The following is a 15,921-nucleotide window of genomic DNA, read 5'->3' on the forward strand; positions in this document are numbered from 1 at the left end:
TCCTTCACCTAAATTTCAGATCGAAAGCTTTTGCCAAGTTCATCACTAATACCAAAGTAATGTCTAAAATTGTATAGTAGTGGACTCCATTTGTTTGGATTAATATGATTTTCATTCATAATAATTTCCTTATGTGCATGTACATGGATAGCCTGTGTTTCAACAATTGCAAAGAATGGAGCGTATTCGGGAATCTGAATATTCTTCACGATCGCTTCAATTTGTATGGGGCACTCTGCAATACGATTCGGCTTAACCTCTTTGGAAGGACAAGGAGTTAGCCCGCTAACAGCATACTTTTCCTTCTCATACTTGAATCCATTGTCTTTTTTAAAATTTGGTACAGGGTCTTTCCCGGTGTATGGAGCGAGTCGTTCAACATTCTCCCAGAGGGAAGGGTCTGGAATATTAAGAACACATTCAGGATGTCTCTCTAAGTTTTCTATTGCTTTTCCACCTAGACCAATTCCTAATACGATCGTATTACCTAATGCCCACGATGATGACAATGGACTAATATTAACTGTTTCATCCTCATTGCATGTGTTTAGTAAAATAACTGGTGTTCCGTAATAAAGAATTTTGGGTTGAATTGTTTCAGTGACGGGTACGTGCTTCCATTTTTTTGTTCTCATGTTTCTATCTCCTTTCATTCATTAATTTGATTGTATAACGTAATTATTTCGATTATCATCGAAATATGAATTACAAAAGGAGGAAGTCTATGAAAACAAATACAAATGCGGCGATAATAGCTTCACTTGTAAGTGAAGCGTCAAGAGCTGCCATATTAACGGTATTACTAGACGGTAGATATCATCCTGCTAGTGAGTTAGCGTATATGGCAGGAATAAAACCTCAGACAGCAAGCTTTCATCTAGCAAAAATGGTTGATGCAAATGTCGTAGCTGTTTCTCAGCATGGAAGGCATCGATATTACGGAATCCAAAGTCAAGAAGTTGCTCAAGTAATGGAATCTTTTTTATCGATAGCACCACCTATTAAGATTAAGTCTTTAAAGCAAGCAAAGGAAGATAAAGCCATTCGTTATGCTAGAACTTGTTATGACCATCTTGCTGGTAATCTCGGTGTAGCAATAACGACTTCCTTCCTTCATAAAGGTTTAATTGATGAAAAGAAAGAAATATTTACAATTACTGAGGATGGGAAAGAATTTTTTACAAGTTTTCAAATAGATCTAGAGAAGCTAAAAAAGAAGCGTCGTTCTTTTTCACATAAATGCTTAGATTGGAGTGAAAGGCGACCACACCTTGCCGGTGCACTGGGAAATGCATTGTTAGAGCGTTTTATAGAATTACATTGGATTCAGCAATTACCTAAAACACGTGCGATAAAAATTACAGCTGAGGGAGAAAAAGGATTTAAAGAAATATTCGCTGTCGATATGTCACATTCATCGTAAAAACTGCAAATGTATAATTTGCCCCAATTTCTAGAAAATATTTAGAAGTTGGGGTTTTATTTTGTGTTAAATTTATTAGTCTTGGTGTTATTTAATGATTTTACCTATTGTAATTTATCTGAAAAAGTAATATACTACATTACATGACTAATGCACTAACCTACATCTGATTGGAAGGGAGGCTGCAGGAATGCATTTGAGTACTGATGGCACGAAACCTATCTACGTCCAAATTGCAGAATGGATCGAAACAGAAATATTAAATGGTAATTTCCAGCCAGATGATAAAGTATTTTCTCAATATAAACTCGCAGAGATGTTTACCATAAATCCTGCAACTGCAGCTAAAGGATTAAATATATTAACAGACGAAAAGGTTTTGTATGGAAAAAGGGGACTTGGAAAGTTTGTAACAACGGAAGCAAGATCAATCATTGTTGATAAACGGAAGAATCAAACATTAAAGGGACTCATACTGGAAGTAGCGTTGGAAGCAGACCGGTTAGATGTAGACGAAGAAGAGTTAATAGAAATGTTAAAGCTAACAATGAAGAAGCAAAAGGGGGATGTGTAATGGGATTGATTACCTGTGAAGAACTAAGTAAAAGTCGAGGAGGCGAAAATGCATTAAATGACATTTCCTTTTCTATCAATGAAAATACAATTACTGGACTGGTTGGTAGGAATGGGGCGGGAAAAACGACATTATTAAAGATTCTTTCAGGATTATGGAGGGAATCTTCTGGGAAAGTGCATGTTCTTGAGGAACATCCTTTCAATAATTTATTTGTTGCTGTTAACTCTATTTATATTGATGATCAAATGGTATTCTCACAGACACTTTCTCTTAAGGATATTCTTATAGAGGCGGAACGATTTTATCCAAATTGGGATAGGGAATTAGCCAATCGTTTATTTGAATATTTTCAATTCCATCCGAAGCAGAAACATGGTCAATTATCTAAGGGGAAGCGAAGCACCTTTCATATGATTTTGGGGCTAGCCTCAAGATGTGCAGTGACAATCTTTGATGAGCCAACAATAGGTATGGATCATGCTGTTCGAAAGGATTTTTACAGAGCATTATTAAAGGATTATCTTACTGTTCCGCGAACGATTATCATTTCTAGTCATCACCTAGAGGAAATAGAAGAATTGCTAGAGCATGTCCTGTTGTTAAAGCACGGAAAGAAATTATTTCATTTGCCAATCGATGACGTTAAGAATTATGCGATTGGTTTAACAGGTAGAACTGAAATAGTAAGGCAATGGGTTAAAAATAAACAGATCATCCATATGGAGAATGTTGGTGTAAATAGCTCCTATGTAGTTATTAAAAATGACCCATTTGATTTAGATCAGGCTAGGCGACTTGGCATTAGCGTATCACCTGTTACTCCCAGTGATCTTTGCATTTATCTAACTGATCAGGAACAAGGGAGGATTGACGATGTCTTTAAATAGTATTTCATTTAGAAGTCTGGTTTACAGTCAGTATATATATAAATTAAAAAGCTATATAGGATTATTTAATTCTTTGGTTGTTTTACAGCTACTTGCCATTCTTTTTGCTCTAGGTGGCTCTGGTATGAGTGGTACGAGTGGATATGGGATTCGTATAGATGTTAATTATTACTCCGCCGATTTAGTTATCATCTTCACCATCCTTTGGGCATTTTTTAGTTCTATATTAATGACAACTCGAAGCTATCAAGAAGAAAGCTATACATTTGTTACGAATCGGCTTAGTAATAATCTTTCAAATATCGCAGTCATATTGACTATGAGTATTATTAGTGGTTCAACGGCATTACTATCCAAGCCGTTAATGAAAGTAGTCTTATACGTAATTGGTGACACATTTTTTATAGAAGCAGAAACGGCGATTAGCAGGATGGATCAACTAAGTGGAATTATAGCGACCATTTTGTATATTTTATTAGCAGGCTCGATTGGCTATCTTATTGGCACTGTTGCGCAAATGCATCGACTTCTCACTATCATTGTTCCGGTTGTATTCATAGGAATACTTGTTGCTTTTGATGGGGAAGGGCAATTCACTTCCAAAGTGACAGCGTTTTATTATCAAGAAACCTCCATATTACTATTTAGTGCAAAGATGGTTGTAACGATTGCCTTATTATGTAGTGCAGCTACACTACTTAGTAATAGAAAGGAGGTTAGACAATGAATGATGTTATCGTAACCTTTTTACCTATTGTCTTACTTCTTGTTATTATTACAATCGTATTTGTTATATCAAATGTATGGAAGAAATATGTAGGTGGTTATAGAAGAGGTATCAAGTGGTTGTTTGCACTATATATTATGACGCTACTTATTGCTGCTTGTATTTCTTATATATTACCAATTGAAAAGCCAATTAAGGAAGAGAAGGTAGAGAATGTACCGTATATATATGATTATATAGAAAGTGGAAGGAAAGATGAGATTGATCCTCGGTTTATCCGTCGACAATGGGAATATTCATTGGCAGAAGAAGAACTGCAAATCTATGCACCTGAGAATAATTTCAATGGTACAACGATTCTCGTAGAACGGACGGATGATTTAAAAGACAAGGTTGAGGTCACTTTTTATCAAACACCTACTTATATGTATGGAAAGCGAATGACAGATCAAGCCCCGTTACCAATTATCAAGCAAGAGAAAAATGTACTATACATGATGAAGCCAGAAGAAGTTTCAGTAGAGGAGAATACCTTTAAGAGGGAATTTCCATTTAACCAATTTACTGGTGAGGAATTTATGAGTAATGGTGCAGACATTTCTTATGGTCAGGATTTACTTTTTGTCCGTATTGATCATTCCATTAAGGTTCACTTAGATGAATCTGCTGGAATGCATATATTTAAATCAGAGTGAGGCTTTCCCTAAAGGTTTATACAGTGATGTAACTGAAAGGACGAACAATAGTAGTGAAGCGTAGGAAATATACGTAGACTCTACGGGAACAGCACGAGTCCAAAGATCCCTGTAGCGACTCGAAATGAGGAGCTACAGAAACGGAGGCCGTGCCCGTGGAAAGTGAAGTATATTTCCGATGCTGTCATACATCTAGTATAGTTCGTCTTTTTTTGATAAGCCTACTTTTGTCCCTGCCTCCTTTCAAACATATTCAGTACGTAGCATTCCCATATGTAATAAGTCATGCCATTTCCCATTTCGATATAAAAATTGCCTAGATCTTCCTTCGTGAAAAAACCCTAATTTTTCATAAAGCTTAATAGCCTTTAGGTTAAAGGAAAACACTCGTAAAGATAGTCGGTGTAAATTCATTTCTGAAAATGCATAGTTTAGTAGCAGTTGCATTGCCTCTTTACCATAGCCCTTTCCCCAGTAGTCTTTATTACCAATATCAATAATGCATTCTGCGTTGTGGTTTACATTGTCTATTTGTATTAGCGAAATAACGCCTATGGGTGTTTCGCCGCTGTCTTTAACGGTAATGATGTAGCTTTTTGATGTGCTACTATGGAGAATGACTTCTCTGACAAATGATTTCGTTTCTTCAAATGTATAAATATCTAGATTAGGACTCGTTGTCTGCATAACATCTATATCATTTCTCCATTGGTGGTAAAGGTCCGTATCCTCGATTGTCATTTTTCTTAACTTTATTCTAGAAGATTCAAATAACATATGATCACGCTCCTATTTTTGGGGTGTTTGTACTATTGGACAAAGCAAAGTCTTTAACGATTCCAAGAAAAAATCTATTTGTTTTTCCATGCTTGTCACCTGTGATCCAAGTAAATCGGTGTTTAATATCATTCCATCCATAAATGAAATAAGATAGTGTGCAATGGTATCTCCATCTGTAACTGGATTTAATTGACCGGCATCTTTTCCTTGTTGGATGGTATGTTTAATTCCTTCAACCATTACTTCATATCGCTTTTTAATATAAGAGAAATGCTCCTTGTTGTTAACATAGTTAGAAGAAAGAAAGAATTCACTGCGTGCTTGTACAAGGGATGGCTGATTCGTGTGAATATCTACTAGTTGTTCAATCCAAAAAGTAAGTTGTTGCCAAACCGATTTTCTACTATCTATTTGGATATTCGGCAACAGGTACTGATCGTCATTATAGAGTACCTCCACAAAGGCATGATCTATATTTTTGAAATAATTATATATTGTTCCCCTTGATACACCAGCAATATCAATAATGTCTTGTATAGTTGCATTTGTGTATCCTTTACTTAGAAAGACTTCACGGGCCGCAAGTAGTAGCTGTTGCTTTTTTTTCACTTTGTATGTACTAGTAACTTTGGGGGCCATATATTGCCTCCTTTACCTAAAGTGACAAGTATGTCATTTTAGGTAATTATAAATGACATCCTAATTAAAATCAATGTGCTATATTACAACGAATTTAAATATTTAATACATTTAGTGTTTTTTGATTCGTATTACCTAAGACAATCACTCCTGTAAAAACAGGCTCTTCTAAATATAGGCTTTTATGCCTCTTAAAATGGGGAATTTTATGCTATATAATAGTAATGTTAATGCTAATATATTTTATGATGTATGACTGAAGCTTCAAGCAGCACCGAGGTGAGAAAATGGAATCCTTAAACTGGATTAATGGACAAATCAGTCGGACACAGAATTCCCTTTACATGTTAAATGCTCAATTAGATGAAAAACGCAGGGAATTGGAGCGACTGGCATTAGTCCATTCTAATTTATATGATTATCATAAAGAGCTTAAACAGCATAGAGATCTATGTGTAAACCCAGAATTATCAGAAACTACATGGTATGGACAACTTGCAAATCAGTTCAAACAGTATCGGGATCAAGAAATTCTATCAAATTATCAATCCCTGTATGACTATCAGTTAGTTCAAACGCTTGATCAATTAAATGACAAAATAAGGGAAACGAAGCAAGCCATTATTGATATTCGTATGGATGTATCTACACATAATACGGAGCTTGATCACTTATATGATAAGCAACGAAGGGAGTTAATGAGTTAGTGAGTGAAGAAATAAAGCTAAATTATGCACCGATAGAAAAGGCGTTAGCAAACTTACGAACAAACATTCAGTCATTGGAAAATAGAATACCAAGTGATGCCCAAAGTGACATATCATTAGACATGGTAAATAAAGTAAACGAAATTAATCTTTTATTAGAAGATGTATTGAGCTCTTACCAAGCATTACTTCTTACTCATGAACAAGAAACATTGGAAGCAGTAAATCAATTATTAGAGACGGAAGAACGAATAGCTTCCAACATACAGATTGTTAAATAATAGGAAAACGACCACGATAACTCTTCAACAGCGTTCCCCATCAGGAGGTTTCCATGAAAACATTAGACATTCAGGAGTTAAATCACTATATTGATAGGTTACGAACAAAGCTTACAACTGTACAACAACAAATGAATGATATACGACAAGCCGTTCACCAATTGACATCGTTGGACCATGCATTGCAAGGAAATATGGGAACTGCAATTCGCTCTTTTTTTGCAGATGTCCATGAACCATTTCTACAATATCTCGATAATTTTCTTACAGAATACGATCAGGCGCTTATCCAATTAAAAGAGGCTGTACACTCATATGAACCAGCAGCAGATGGCTTAGTTCAGCAATCTTTTTTAGAAAATGATCTGGAACATGGCTTACAGCGAGTGGAAGATGTGACGAAGGGAATAACAGATGAAGTAAATCATGAAATTTATAAGATCCAAGATATTATTTCTCTACCATTGCTCGATGACCATGATCTACTTAGAGGTATTCAGCAAGCTAAGAATAACAAGAATGAAGTAATCGAGCAGTTGTATGCCTTAGATCGTTCGCAGATGAATACGTTAGAGCCTCTGTTACAAGAACTAACAGTAATGAAAAACTATATGGCCAATATTAAGGACGTTTTTTATCGTGAAAGTAATTCTATTTCAACATATGATGGTTCAACTTTAAAGAATAGTAGTCCGTATGATGAAGTCATTAAAGAAGTTCATCCACCCAACGATCAATAGCTGAACTTCTATCAAGTCACAGCATATATGCGTAGCTAATCACTAATTTTTAAATAGGATATAAAAGAAAGACTTTGATAACAGTCAATCAAAGTCTTGTTATTTTTTTGAATCGTATAGATTGGTTTTTGTAGAGTTAGGTTTTAATCTTCGAAAAAAGCTCGATTAATTTGTATATATTTTTCCTCTTCTTCTGGAATATCTTCTTCCATATAAATCGCTTGTACAGGACAAGCTGCTTCACATGCTCCGCATTCAATACATATATCGGGATCAATATGAAACATATCTTTACCCTCTTCAATGCAATCTACAGGACATACTTCTATACATTCAGCTGCTTTTTCGTTTTCACATGGTGAAGTAATAACAAATGCCATAAAAAAGTCTCCTTTACTTTATCGAATTACCATACTTTATAAGGCATAAGCTTTGTAGTGTTATTGTTTAGTACGTTGAAAAGGATGAAGGGAAAACGGTATTATGGTGCAACAGTTTATCCCACATATGACTGGCAGTAATACCCCTTCAAGCAATAAAGTGAAACGAATATGATACTTGGGGGATCGACTGTCAGTAAACACCCAATTGGTTCAAAGGCTTTTAGGTCATATCCTTGTAAGTTAAGAAAGTATAAAATCAGTGCAATGACTGCGTTAAGCGAAGTAGTTATTTTGAAATGTTTGATGTATATTGGCAATGCTCCGACTAATTACTTCGCTTTCCGTGGGCACGGCCTCAACTAACTTTGCAAAGAAGAACACGTTGCAAAGTGGATTTTCGGCTCGCGCTAATCCCGCAGGAGTCTACGTAATTAGTCTCCGCTATGCGAGGGTGCAACAATTCTTGTCATAAGTAATAGGTTGACTTTTTTTACAATGGGTAAAGTGAAAATCGCTATCCGTGAGTATAAAAGCAGCTGTGTTACTTCATGCTAGCGTTGTAGAGCCTGATAATAGCGAAGGCCGGCCACTTCAACTCCTGTGGGAAATGTTTGACCTGAAGATCCACTTTTTTGAGCGGGTTTTGCTAAAAAAGTTAGCTGAAGGACAAACCCCACGGAAAGGGAAGTGGGCAGCCGGAGTGGTGGTCAAGCAGTAGCTATTATTCCATAATAGCTACTAGAGAAAGCGTAAATCTGAGCATTTAGTGATAAGGACTGAGCGAATTTTGCTCCGTTTTTCTTAATGGTACTAACAATCCGTGGGGATAAACAAGGTCCACAACTGATTGAAGTTTCACTGCATCCTAATCTCTTTTAACAATGATAGATATTCCTTGACCGACACCAATACACATTGTAGCCAAACCGGTTTTACATTGTCTTCTTTTCATTTCATGTACTAAAGAGGTTAAGATTCTCGCTCCACTGGCTCCCAATGGGTGGCCGTAAGCGATGGCTCCCCCATTAACATTTACTTTTTCCTGATCTAATTCTAATGAACGTATACAAGCAAGTGATTGCGCAGCAAATGCTTCATTTAACTCAATTAAATCAAGGTCATCGACAGTCATATTTGCTCTTTTCAATGCTTTCTTAGTAGCTGTAATTGGACCAATTCCCATGATTCTCGGTTCTACACCAGCAACAGCTGAAGTAACATAGGTAGCCATTGGTTCTAATCCTAGCCTATTCGCTGTTTCTCTGTTCATTAACAGGATGGCAGAGGCGCCATCGTTAATTCCAGAAGCATTTCCTGCAGTTACGCTACCATCTGAAAACAAGGGAGGGAGCTTCTTTAGTTTTTCTCTAGAAGTATGCGATCTAGGGTGTTCGTCTATTTCTAAGTTATATACCCCTAATTTTCGATCATGAATAGGTACTGGAGTTATTTCTGCTTGAAGGATCCCATTGTCCATTGCTGATTTAGCTTTCATTTGACTTTGAAGAGCAAATTCGTCCTGTTCTGATCGAGAGATTTCATATAACTTAGCAACGTTTTCTGCTGTTTCTGGCATAGAATCGGTACCATATTTTTCTTCTAAGGAAGGATTCGTAAATCGCCAACCAATTGTTGTATCTTGGAGAATTTGATCACCACGTTTGAAGTCCTTATCTGATTTTCCCAATACATAGGGAGCTCGTGTCATACTCTCTGTTCCACCTGCAATCATAATATCACCGTGTCCTAATGCAATGGCTCTTGCAGCATAAGTAACAGCATCTAATCCTGACCCACAAAGCCGATTGATCGTAGTTCCGCCAATTTCTGTTGGATAATCGGCCAAGAGGGTAGACATCCGAGCAACATTGCGATTATCTTCACCCGCACCATTTGCATTCCCCATAATGACTTCTTCTACTTTATTAAGTGGTAATGCAGGATTCCGTTCCTTAATGGCTCGTAGGACATGTGCACCTAAGTCATCTGGACGCACCGTTTTTAAAGCGCCATTGTAACGACCGATGGGGGTTCTAACGGCATCAACGATAACAACTTCGTGCATTGTATTTCCTCCTACTCATTGTACTTATATATGCCATGCATTGTTTTTTTTCCTAATCGACCTGCTTTTACAAGCTGTTCTAATAATGGTGCTGGCCGGTACTTTTCTCCTAATGTTTCATGTAAATATTTTAAATTATTGAGACGTGCATCTAGTCCTACCAAGTCGGATAGCTCTAAAGGACCCATTGGATAATTTAGCCCTAGACGAATGGCCTTATCTATATCTTCAGCAGTTGCTACACCTTCTTGAAGCATATGAAATGCTTCATTTCCTACTAATGCACTTATTCTGCTAGTAACAAAACCTGGAAACTCATTAACTTGTACACTTTCCTTTCCCAATTTTTTTGCTACCTCTTGAATAACTTTTACTGTTTGATCGTTTGTCTGAATGCCACGAACTATTTCAACAAGCGGCATTTGTATGGCTGGATTAAAAAAATGCATGACTGCAACCTGTTCTGGTCGATTAGTAAAAGATGCTAGTTCGGTCGGACTAATAGTAGAAGTATTAGATGCAAATATAGTATGCTTCGGAGCAAACGCATCAGCATCTTGCATTAGCATTTTCTTAATATGCTGCTTCTCTGGAACTGCTTCAATAAATAAATCTGTTGTCACAAGGGCTTCTTTTAATTTACTAGTTGTTTCTAAATTAGCTAATACGTTTTTTGCCTGTTTTTCAGTGATTTTTCCCTTTTGAATGCCTTTTTGAGCCGTGGTATTTACATATTTTATGGCGGACTCTAATTGATCTTTAGAAACATCTACTAAAATAGTATGAAAGCCAGCAAGGGCAGAGACATATGCAATGCCTCGGCCCATAACTCCTGCACCAGCGACTGTAATATTCTGGTTAGTCATCTGTATCCTCCTACACACCAAATGGATTTAATGGTTTGGGTCCATAATAAGAGAGTATACTTTTGTCTTCCAAGTAGAGATCTAGTGTTTCGACACAAAGTTCTCTACCAAATCCGGAATGCTTATATCCTCCAAATGGTGTTCCAGGGAATGCTGAAAATGGATTATTTATCATTACAATACCTGCTTCAATTTGGTGGGAGACTCGTGTTGCTCTACCTTGATTAGTAGTCCAAATAGCAGATCCAAGCCCATACTCAGTATCATTTGCTCGTTTAACAACATCTTTTTCATCTGTGAACGTTTCTATGACAACTACCGGTCCGAATATTTCCTCTCGAACTACTTTCATGTCAGGAGTGACATCTGTAATGATGGTCGGCGCATACCAATATCCGTTTTCAAACCCTTCTATTTTCAATGCCTTGCCACCAGTAGCGATTGTCGCACCGTCCTGTATTGCGGATTGCACATACCCATCAATGACTTCCAATTGTTCTTGACTAATGATGGAGCCGAGATGTGTACCTTTATCAAAGGGATCACCAGATTGTAATCTTTCCGTTTTGGCAATAAATTGCTCCATAAATTCATCATAGATAGATTCATGAACGAAGAGTCGAGAGCGTGCTTCGCAGGATTGTCCAGTGTTAAAGAAGATACCAAATAATGAACCTGGTACTGCTGCATTTAAATCTGCGTCTTCGAATACAATATTTGGTGACTTTCCACCAAGCTCAAGCGTTAAACGCTTTAAGGTGCTTGCAGACTTTTTCATAATTTCTTTACCAGTATCGGTCGATCCGGTGAACGCTACCTTGTTGATGTCATTGTGTTCTACAAGATAGTCGCCGATAACTTTACCTGAACCAGGAAGTGTATTAACAACTCCTTCAGGTACTCCAGCTTCGTGGCAAATTTCGTTTAATATAATTGCTGTAATAGGTGTTAAACTAGCAGGCTTTATAATGACAGAACATCCTGCAGCAATTGCGGGCGCTATCTTCCAGGCTGCCATCATCATTGGATAGTTCCACGGTATAATCTGAGCGCAAACACCGATTGGTTCTTTGTGTGTATAATTTAGAAATCCATTAGGCATGTTATTAACGGTTCCGCGATGACCGACAATTGCTCCGGCATAAAATTCAAAGTCTTCGATAGATTGATTTATTTGAACTTGTGCAGCTCCTATCGATTTACCGCTGTTAAGTACTTCCATTTCAACAAGCTCATTGAAGCGCTCCCGCATAATAGTAGCAATTTTATTAAGGACACGAGCACGCTTACCTACAGGGTATTTTCTCCATTTACCGTGATTAAATGATTGCCTTGCTGCTTGTACAGCTCTTTCTGCATCTTCTGTCGTTGCCCTTGCAACTGTGGCTAAAATTTCACCCTTAGCCGGGTTGTATGTTGTGAATGTCTCTTTAGAGCTACTATCAACACGCTCCCCATTTATAATCATTCGGTAGTAATCTCGTTTCATCGGTTTAACCTCTTTTGCTAAATCTGCTACGACAGTACTTGCCATTGTAATCACTCCTTTTATTATTTGCCAACAAATGTTGGCTTGCGTTTCTCTTTGAATGCCTGCAATCCTTCATGATGATCCTTTGACATTCCAGCAATTCGCTGTGCTTGCGCTTCTTTTTCGAGCATGTTATCAAAAGGAAGATTCATGCCATCTAGCATATAGCGTTTAATTAATGAAACGGATTTGGTCGGTAAAGCCGCAAGTTTTTGCGAAAACGCACTAACTTTTTCATCCCATTCAGATGAATCGATTAATTCGGTTGCTAATCCAAGCTGATATGCCTCCTTGCCGGTTATCGGTTTACCAAGTATAGATATTTCTAATGCCTTGGCATATCCAATAAGGCGTGGTAGGATATATAAGAATCCAGAATCTGGTATTAAGCCAATATTGATAAATGCACTTACAAATTTAACATCTGGCTTCACTAATCGGAAATCAGCTGCCAATGCTAAACTCATGCCAGCGCCTGCAGCCGTTCCATTGACAGCTGCAACGATGGGTTTAGAAGTTTTTCTCATAGCTTCCATCATCGGATGATAGCGTTTGCGTAATAGAGTAGCATGATTTGTGTTAGTATCTATGCCAGCTAAGTCTTCTCCTGAACAAAAGGCTTTTCCTGCACCTGTAATGACGATACACCTAACTAAATCGTCCTTTACTGCTAATCGTAGAGCTTTCATAATCTCTAGATTCATGGTTTCTGTAAAAGCATTATAGGCAGAAGGTCGATTCAGTAGAATAGTAGCTATGCCGTTTGATTGGCTGTAGTTAATGGCTTGAAAATTTTCATTCATATTCATTCTCCTTTGAAAGAAGGATTTCGTTTTTCCATAAATGCCTTCATGCCCTCTGTTTGATCCTGTGAAGAGAAAGTAAGATAAAAGTTCTTTCTTTCTAACTTCAACCCTTCCATTAAAGATGTATCCATAGCTTCATATACTGCCTCTTTTATTAACCGAATGGCCAAAGGTGCTTGATTAGAAAGTTGCTCTGCCAGTCGCATTGCTTCCTCTTCAACAATTTCGTTAGCTACTACTTGATTAATGACACCGTGATCGAGTACTTCTTGTGCACGGATCATTTTTCCAAGCCATATCCATTCCAATGCTTTTGCTGTGCCCACTGCTTTTGTTAAAAGTTGGGTTCCACCTGCTCCTGGCATGACGCCCAATGACACTTCTGGAAAACCAAATGTAGCGTTTTCTCCAGCAACTACTAAATCACAATGTAGTGCTAATTCAAACCCTCCACCTAAGGCAAGACCTTCAACAGCTGCAATGATTGGTTTCTTAATTAATCTGATACGATCCCAGTCAGCAAATGGGTTAGACATTTCAAGTGATAGTGGAGAATCATCCAGCATTTCACCAATATCTGCACCTGCTGCAAACGCTTTTTCATTTCCTTTCAAAAGAATAACTCGAACCGAAGAATTATGGTCAAAGTGCTCCAACTGTTCAACAATTTCCTTAACCATTAACCTGTTTAAAGCATTCGCTACATTGGGGCGAAATAGCTGGATGACACCGACCTTATCTATGGTATACGTGTTTATATACTCACTCGTCATCAATTTCCTCACCAATCATTAGTGATACGATGTCACCTGCAAAATTCATAACATCTTTTCCTGATGCCTTTCCCTCTGCTGTTTTCATTGCTTGTTTCAATGCATCATGGTTGTCATAATACATCTCGCATAGTAAATAATAATCAGATTTCCCCATTGGTGAACCTACAATTCTAGTAACCTTCATTTCTCTTAATCCAGGAATCTTTTTTGTTATTGGTGTATGTGTATTGAAATAATGCTCATCAAATGCTTCCTTGTCCTCCGGTTGTTTGTATAACGCAATAAGTTTCACCATATATATACCCCTTTCTAAATTAAGTGATGGTATGATGATCTAATACAGGTTTCATTGCTTCAAATGGATTTTTACAAGCTGCGCAATATAAAATACTACGACACGCAGTAGGTCCAAATACATTCTCCATTGATGTGAATGCAGAACCACAGTATGGACAGTCCACTGTCCACTCATCCCCTGGAATATAATTTTCAGGTGGAGGAGCTATCCCGTGCTTTTTTAACTGTTGCTTGCCATGATTCGTAATGGAGGTGGTCGACCATGTTAATTGAAAGGAGAAAGTAACCTGACAATCCATAACCCAATGAAGCTTTTGGACTGCAGTCTGCACATTTTTTTGGATGAAATCTAAAGCAGGACAGCCTGCAAATGTAGGGACCATCGTAATTGATACTGTACCTCCATCGATAGAAACTTTATGAACCATTCCTAGGTCAACCACGCTAACTGCGGTTAATTCAGGATCATCAACCTTCTTAAGCGTTTCATAGATTTCCTTTTGTTTTAGCTCCATACTCAAGTTGGTCACCTCCTTAAGCAAATGCTTACCATACAGCCTTTTGGTCACTATTATATACTTCACTTAGCGTGCTTAATGCTTGATCTAAATCTGCTGTATGTTCTCCATATCTTCCCCTCGCAGGATGATTATCAACAAAAAGCGAAGATGGTAAGGATAAAGACTGTTCCAGCTCTTTTAGCCACTGCTTTCGAAGGTAATCCTCACCTGCAATTAAATGATGCTTCTCAAGTTCAAATGCTTTTGGACCTAAGCCTATAATATCCGCACAAGCTGGCCAGGCAGCTTCCAATTGAAACTGAACCTTATTTTGTGCTTCCTCTGTCGATCCAAGCAACTGCTTTAACCACATGCGCCAATGTGCTAAATGATATGGCTGCTCCATTAAAACTTTATTAGCAATATCTGCTAGTGGTTGATAGGAACTATTTATAATGGTCTCCAATTTAACTTTCTTCATTGTTTCAAAAAGAAATTGTCTTACTACTGTTAGCGCCCAGTCGTAATAAGGTTCTTGCAAGTATGAACCTTCACCGTTTTTTCTCTCAAAATAGCTGGCATTTCTTCTTTCCACCGCTTGCCGTTCATGTGCTAACTTATCTGCGTTACCTATATCTAAGTCTTCTAGCAAGTGGTAATATAGAGAAGCGTGCCCCATTGTATTTTGGGTAATGGACGAAAGAGCTACATCTTCTTCTATGTGAGGAGCTAAGCCTAGCCATTCAGATCCTCGGAAGGAAATGATAAAATCGTCGTCGGCAAGCTGAAATAGTAATTCAACAAGTGCCTCAAAGTAGGAAGGATTTTGTTTCGCTTCTTTTGCTGTATCTATCCGTTTCACAATTTTTTCACCTCTTTCCACGACATAATTTCTTTCTCATCTAGCATTCCTTGCTCTTTTTCACGCCATTTTTTCCGTAGGTATCCATAGCCTTTTGTTGTACGATATTCCTTGTTATCTAATCGTTTCGTCCATAGTTGCCGCTCCTCACTGGTCATAGAACGAATTTGGCTGCGTGGTACAACCCATACATCAATAACATTTTCTCTGCGCATAAAATTTTCCTGTGCCATATTTAATGCCATTTCATCGTTAGGTGCTAGTAAACTAAATTGATGCTGAATAGGTGATTTTGCATTTTTTTTGCTAAAAACTTCATACTCCTGGTAAAAATTCGATCCATCGTGACTAGTCATATCTGCATGATCCTCCTTTCTTA

At 37.6% G+C, this 15,921-nt stretch carries 22 protein-coding genes; 9 read left to right on the top strand and 13 right to left on the bottom strand.

The features are described 5' to 3' along the window. Positions 1–8 precede the first annotated feature (8 nt). Positions 9–635 carry a flavin reductase family protein gene (locus D9782_RS07300; RefSeq protein WP_026679892.1) on the bottom strand — a complete coding sequence of 209 codons (627 nt, stop codon included), beginning with the start codon at positions 633–635 and terminating at the stop codon, positions 9–11. A gap of 89 nt (positions 636–724) precedes the next feature. Between D9782_RS07300 and D9782_RS07305 the strand changes: the two genes are divergently transcribed. The 5 genes from D9782_RS07305 (at position 725) to D9782_RS07325 (ending at position 4,309) form a co-directional block, all read left to right on the top strand. Beyond that, complete coding sequence (locus D9782_RS07305) at positions 725–1,423, top strand: ArsR/SmtB family transcription factor (protein ID WP_121604405.1); 699 nt, start codon at positions 725–727, stop codon at positions 1,421–1,423. Between the two features lie 190 nt (positions 1,424–1,613). Beyond that, entirely contained in the window at positions 1,614–1,997 is a 384-nt protein-coding gene (locus D9782_RS07310; protein ID WP_026679894.1) for a GntR family transcriptional regulator, read from the top strand. Next, entirely contained in the window at positions 1,997–2,887 is an 891-nt protein-coding gene (locus D9782_RS07315; protein ID WP_026679895.1) for an ATP-binding cassette domain-containing protein, read from the top strand. Before D9782_RS07310 ends, D9782_RS07315 begins: the two co-directional genes overlap by 1 nt. Further along, entirely contained in the window at positions 2,874–3,614 is a 741-nt protein-coding gene (locus D9782_RS07320; RefSeq protein ID WP_026679896.1) for a hypothetical protein, read from the top strand. Before D9782_RS07315 ends, D9782_RS07320 begins: the two co-directional genes overlap by 14 nt. Continuing rightward, on the top strand, positions 3,611–4,309 hold the full coding sequence (locus tag D9782_RS07325; RefSeq protein ID WP_026679897.1) for a hypothetical protein: 699 nt from the start codon (positions 3,611–3,613) through the stop codon (positions 4,307–4,309). Before D9782_RS07320 ends, D9782_RS07325 begins: the two co-directional genes overlap by 4 nt. A 243-nt stretch (positions 4,310–4,552) precedes the next feature. Here D9782_RS07325 and D9782_RS07330 read toward each other — a convergent pair whose 3' ends face one another. Together D9782_RS07330 and D9782_RS07335 are read right to left on the bottom strand one after the other, a co-directional pair. Further along, entirely contained in the window at positions 4,553–5,086 is a 534-nt protein-coding gene (locus D9782_RS07330; protein WP_026679898.1) for a GNAT family N-acetyltransferase, read from the bottom strand. Between the two features lie 12 nt (positions 5,087–5,098). After that, positions 5,099–5,728, bottom strand: coding sequence for a TetR/AcrR family transcriptional regulator (locus D9782_RS07335; RefSeq protein ID WP_026679899.1), 630 nt, complete (start codon positions 5,726–5,728; stop codon positions 5,099–5,101). Between the two features lie 287 nt (positions 5,729–6,015). Here D9782_RS07335 and D9782_RS07340 point away from each other — a divergent pair, with 287 nt between their 5' ends. Genes D9782_RS07340 through D9782_RS07350 form a run of 3 tightly spaced genes read left to right on the top strand, consistent with a single transcriptional unit; the run spans position 6,016 to position 7,456 of the window. Then, complete coding sequence (locus D9782_RS07340; protein ID WP_121604406.1) at positions 6,016–6,435, top strand: DUF5082 domain-containing protein; 420 nt, start codon at positions 6,016–6,018, stop codon at positions 6,433–6,435. Further along, entirely contained in the window at positions 6,435–6,716 is a 282-nt protein-coding gene (locus tag D9782_RS07345) for a YwqI/YxiC family protein (protein WP_026679901.1), read from the top strand. The genes D9782_RS07340 and D9782_RS07345 overlap by 1 nt, the downstream gene beginning before the upstream one ends. A 53-nt stretch (positions 6,717–6,769) precedes the next feature. Continuing rightward, entirely contained in the window at positions 6,770–7,456 is a 687-nt protein-coding gene (locus tag D9782_RS07350; RefSeq protein ID WP_121604407.1) for an LXG domain-containing protein, read from the top strand. Positions 7,457–7,599: 143 nt separating this feature from the next. On the opposite strand, the gene D9782_RS07355 is transcribed toward D9782_RS07350, so the two are convergent. Beyond that, entirely contained in the window at positions 7,600–7,836 is a 237-nt protein-coding gene (locus tag D9782_RS07355) for a 4Fe-4S binding protein (protein ID WP_026679903.1), read from the bottom strand. 523 nt (positions 7,837–8,359) lie between these two features. On the opposite strand from D9782_RS07355, the gene D9782_RS07360 reads away from it, so the two are divergent. Further along, the gene (locus D9782_RS07360) at positions 8,360–8,557 is read left to right on the top strand and encodes a hypothetical protein (RefSeq protein WP_121603754.1); all 198 of its coding nucleotides are present in this window, start codon (positions 8,360–8,362) and stop codon (positions 8,555–8,557) included. Positions 8,558–8,704: 147 nt separating this feature from the next. On the opposite strand, the gene D9782_RS07365 is transcribed toward D9782_RS07360, so the two are convergent. Genes D9782_RS07365 through paaB form a run of 9 tightly spaced genes read right to left on the bottom strand, consistent with a single transcriptional unit; the run spans position 8,705 to position 15,898 of the window. Next, positions 8,705–9,904 (bottom strand): thiolase family protein, encoded by a 1,200-nt coding sequence (locus D9782_RS07365; protein WP_026679785.1) that lies wholly within the window; start codon positions 9,902–9,904, stop codon positions 8,705–8,707. Between the two features lie 11 nt (positions 9,905–9,915). Continuing rightward, the gene (locus tag D9782_RS07370; RefSeq protein ID WP_121604408.1) at positions 9,916–10,770 is read right to left on the bottom strand and encodes a 3-hydroxyacyl-CoA dehydrogenase; all 855 of its coding nucleotides are present in this window, start codon (positions 10,768–10,770) and stop codon (positions 9,916–9,918) included. A gap of 10 nt (positions 10,771–10,780) precedes the next feature. After that, the gene (locus D9782_RS07375; RefSeq protein WP_226983606.1) at positions 10,781–12,304 is read right to left on the bottom strand and encodes an aldehyde dehydrogenase family protein; all 1,524 of its coding nucleotides are present in this window, start codon (positions 12,302–12,304) and stop codon (positions 10,781–10,783) included. Positions 12,305–12,321: 17 nt separating this feature from the next. Beyond that, a complete protein-coding gene (locus tag D9782_RS07380) occupies positions 12,322–13,104 on the bottom strand; it encodes an enoyl-CoA hydratase/isomerase family protein (protein WP_121604409.1) in 783 nt (260 codons plus the stop codon). Positions 13,105–13,106: 2 nt separating this feature from the next. Next, on the bottom strand, positions 13,107–13,880 hold the full coding sequence (locus D9782_RS07385) for an enoyl-CoA hydratase/isomerase family protein (RefSeq protein WP_121604410.1): 774 nt from the start codon (positions 13,878–13,880) through the stop codon (positions 13,107–13,109). Further along, positions 13,870–14,178 (bottom strand): EthD family reductase, encoded by a 309-nt coding sequence (locus D9782_RS07390; protein WP_026679780.1) that lies wholly within the window; start codon positions 14,176–14,178, stop codon positions 13,870–13,872. Before D9782_RS07390 ends, D9782_RS07385 begins: the two co-directional genes overlap by 11 nt. A gap of 19 nt (positions 14,179–14,197) precedes the next feature. After that, on the bottom strand, positions 14,198–14,695 hold the full coding sequence (gene paaD, locus D9782_RS07395) for a 1,2-phenylacetyl-CoA epoxidase subunit PaaD (protein WP_051388231.1): 498 nt from the start codon (positions 14,693–14,695) through the stop codon (positions 14,198–14,200). 31 nt (positions 14,696–14,726) lie between these two features. Then, on the bottom strand, positions 14,727–15,542 hold the full coding sequence (gene paaC / locus D9782_RS07400; RefSeq protein WP_308036054.1) for a 1,2-phenylacetyl-CoA epoxidase subunit PaaC: 816 nt from the start codon (positions 15,540–15,542) through the stop codon (positions 14,727–14,729). Beyond that, a complete protein-coding gene (paaB, locus tag D9782_RS07405) occupies positions 15,539–15,898 on the bottom strand; it encodes a 1,2-phenylacetyl-CoA epoxidase subunit PaaB (RefSeq protein WP_026679777.1) in 360 nt (119 codons plus the stop codon). Before paaB ends, paaC begins: the two co-directional genes overlap by 4 nt. Between the last annotated feature and the right edge of the window lie 23 nt (positions 15,899–15,921).

Source organism: Virgibacillus sp. Bac332 (genome assembly GCF_003667785.1).
Taxonomy (GTDB): Bacteria; Bacillota; Bacilli; order Bacillales; family Amphibacillaceae; genus Virgibacillus; species Virgibacillus salarius.

Coding starts and splice junctions, on each gene's coding strand:
- paaD (WP_051388231.1), bottom strand. CDS start 14,695: ATGGAGCTAAAACAAAAGGAAATCTATGAAACGCTTAAGAAGGTTGAT.
- D9782_RS07310 (WP_026679894.1), top strand. CDS start 1,614: ATGCATTTGAGTACTGATGGCACGAAACCTATCTACGTCCAAATTGCA.
- D9782_RS07330 (WP_026679898.1), bottom strand. CDS start 5,086: ATGTTATTTGAATCTTCTAGAATAAAGTTAAGAAAAATGACAATCGAG.
- paaB (WP_026679777.1), bottom strand. CDS start 15,898: ATGACTAGTCACGATGGATCGAATTTTTACCAGGAGTATGAAGTTTTT.
- D9782_RS07380 (WP_121604409.1), bottom strand. CDS start 13,104: ATGAATGAAAATTTTCAAGCCATTAACTACAGCCAATCAAACGGCATA.
- D9782_RS07325 (WP_026679897.1), top strand. CDS start 3,611: ATGAATGATGTTATCGTAACCTTTTTACCTATTGTCTTACTTCTTGTT.
- D9782_RS07365 (WP_026679785.1), bottom strand. CDS start 9,904: ATGCACGAAGTTGTTATCGTTGATGCCGTTAGAACCCCCATCGGTCGT.
- D9782_RS07320 (WP_026679896.1), top strand. CDS start 2,874: ATGTCTTTAAATAGTATTTCATTTAGAAGTCTGGTTTACAGTCAGTAT.
- D9782_RS07340 (WP_121604406.1), top strand. CDS start 6,016: ATGGAATCCTTAAACTGGATTAATGGACAAATCAGTCGGACACAGAAT.
- D9782_RS07390 (WP_026679780.1), bottom strand. CDS start 14,178: ATGGTGAAACTTATTGCGTTATACAAACAACCGGAGGACAAGGAAGCA.
- D9782_RS07315 (WP_026679895.1), top strand. CDS start 1,997: ATGGGATTGATTACCTGTGAAGAACTAAGTAAAAGTCGAGGAGGCGAA.
- D9782_RS07335 (WP_026679899.1), bottom strand. CDS start 5,728: ATGGCCCCCAAAGTTACTAGTACATACAAAGTGAAAAAAAAGCAACAG.
- D9782_RS07305 (WP_121604405.1), top strand. CDS start 725: ATGAAAACAAATACAAATGCGGCGATAATAGCTTCACTTGTAAGTGAA.
- D9782_RS07385 (WP_121604410.1), bottom strand. CDS start 13,880: ATGACGAGTGAGTATATAAACACGTATACCATAGATAAGGTCGGTGTC.
- D9782_RS07350 (WP_121604407.1), top strand. CDS start 6,770: ATGAAAACATTAGACATTCAGGAGTTAAATCACTATATTGATAGGTTA.
- D9782_RS07355 (WP_026679903.1), bottom strand. CDS start 7,836: ATGGCATTTGTTATTACTTCACCATGTGAAAACGAAAAAGCAGCTGAA.
- D9782_RS07370 (WP_121604408.1), bottom strand. CDS start 10,770: ATGACTAACCAGAATATTACAGTCGCTGGTGCAGGAGTTATGGGCCGA.
- D9782_RS07300 (WP_026679892.1), bottom strand. CDS start 635: ATGAGAACAAAAAAATGGAAGCACGTACCCGTCACTGAAACAATTCAA.
- D9782_RS07375 (WP_226983606.1), bottom strand. CDS start 12,304: ATGGCAAGTACTGTCGTAGCAGATTTAGCAAAAGAGGTTAAACCGATG.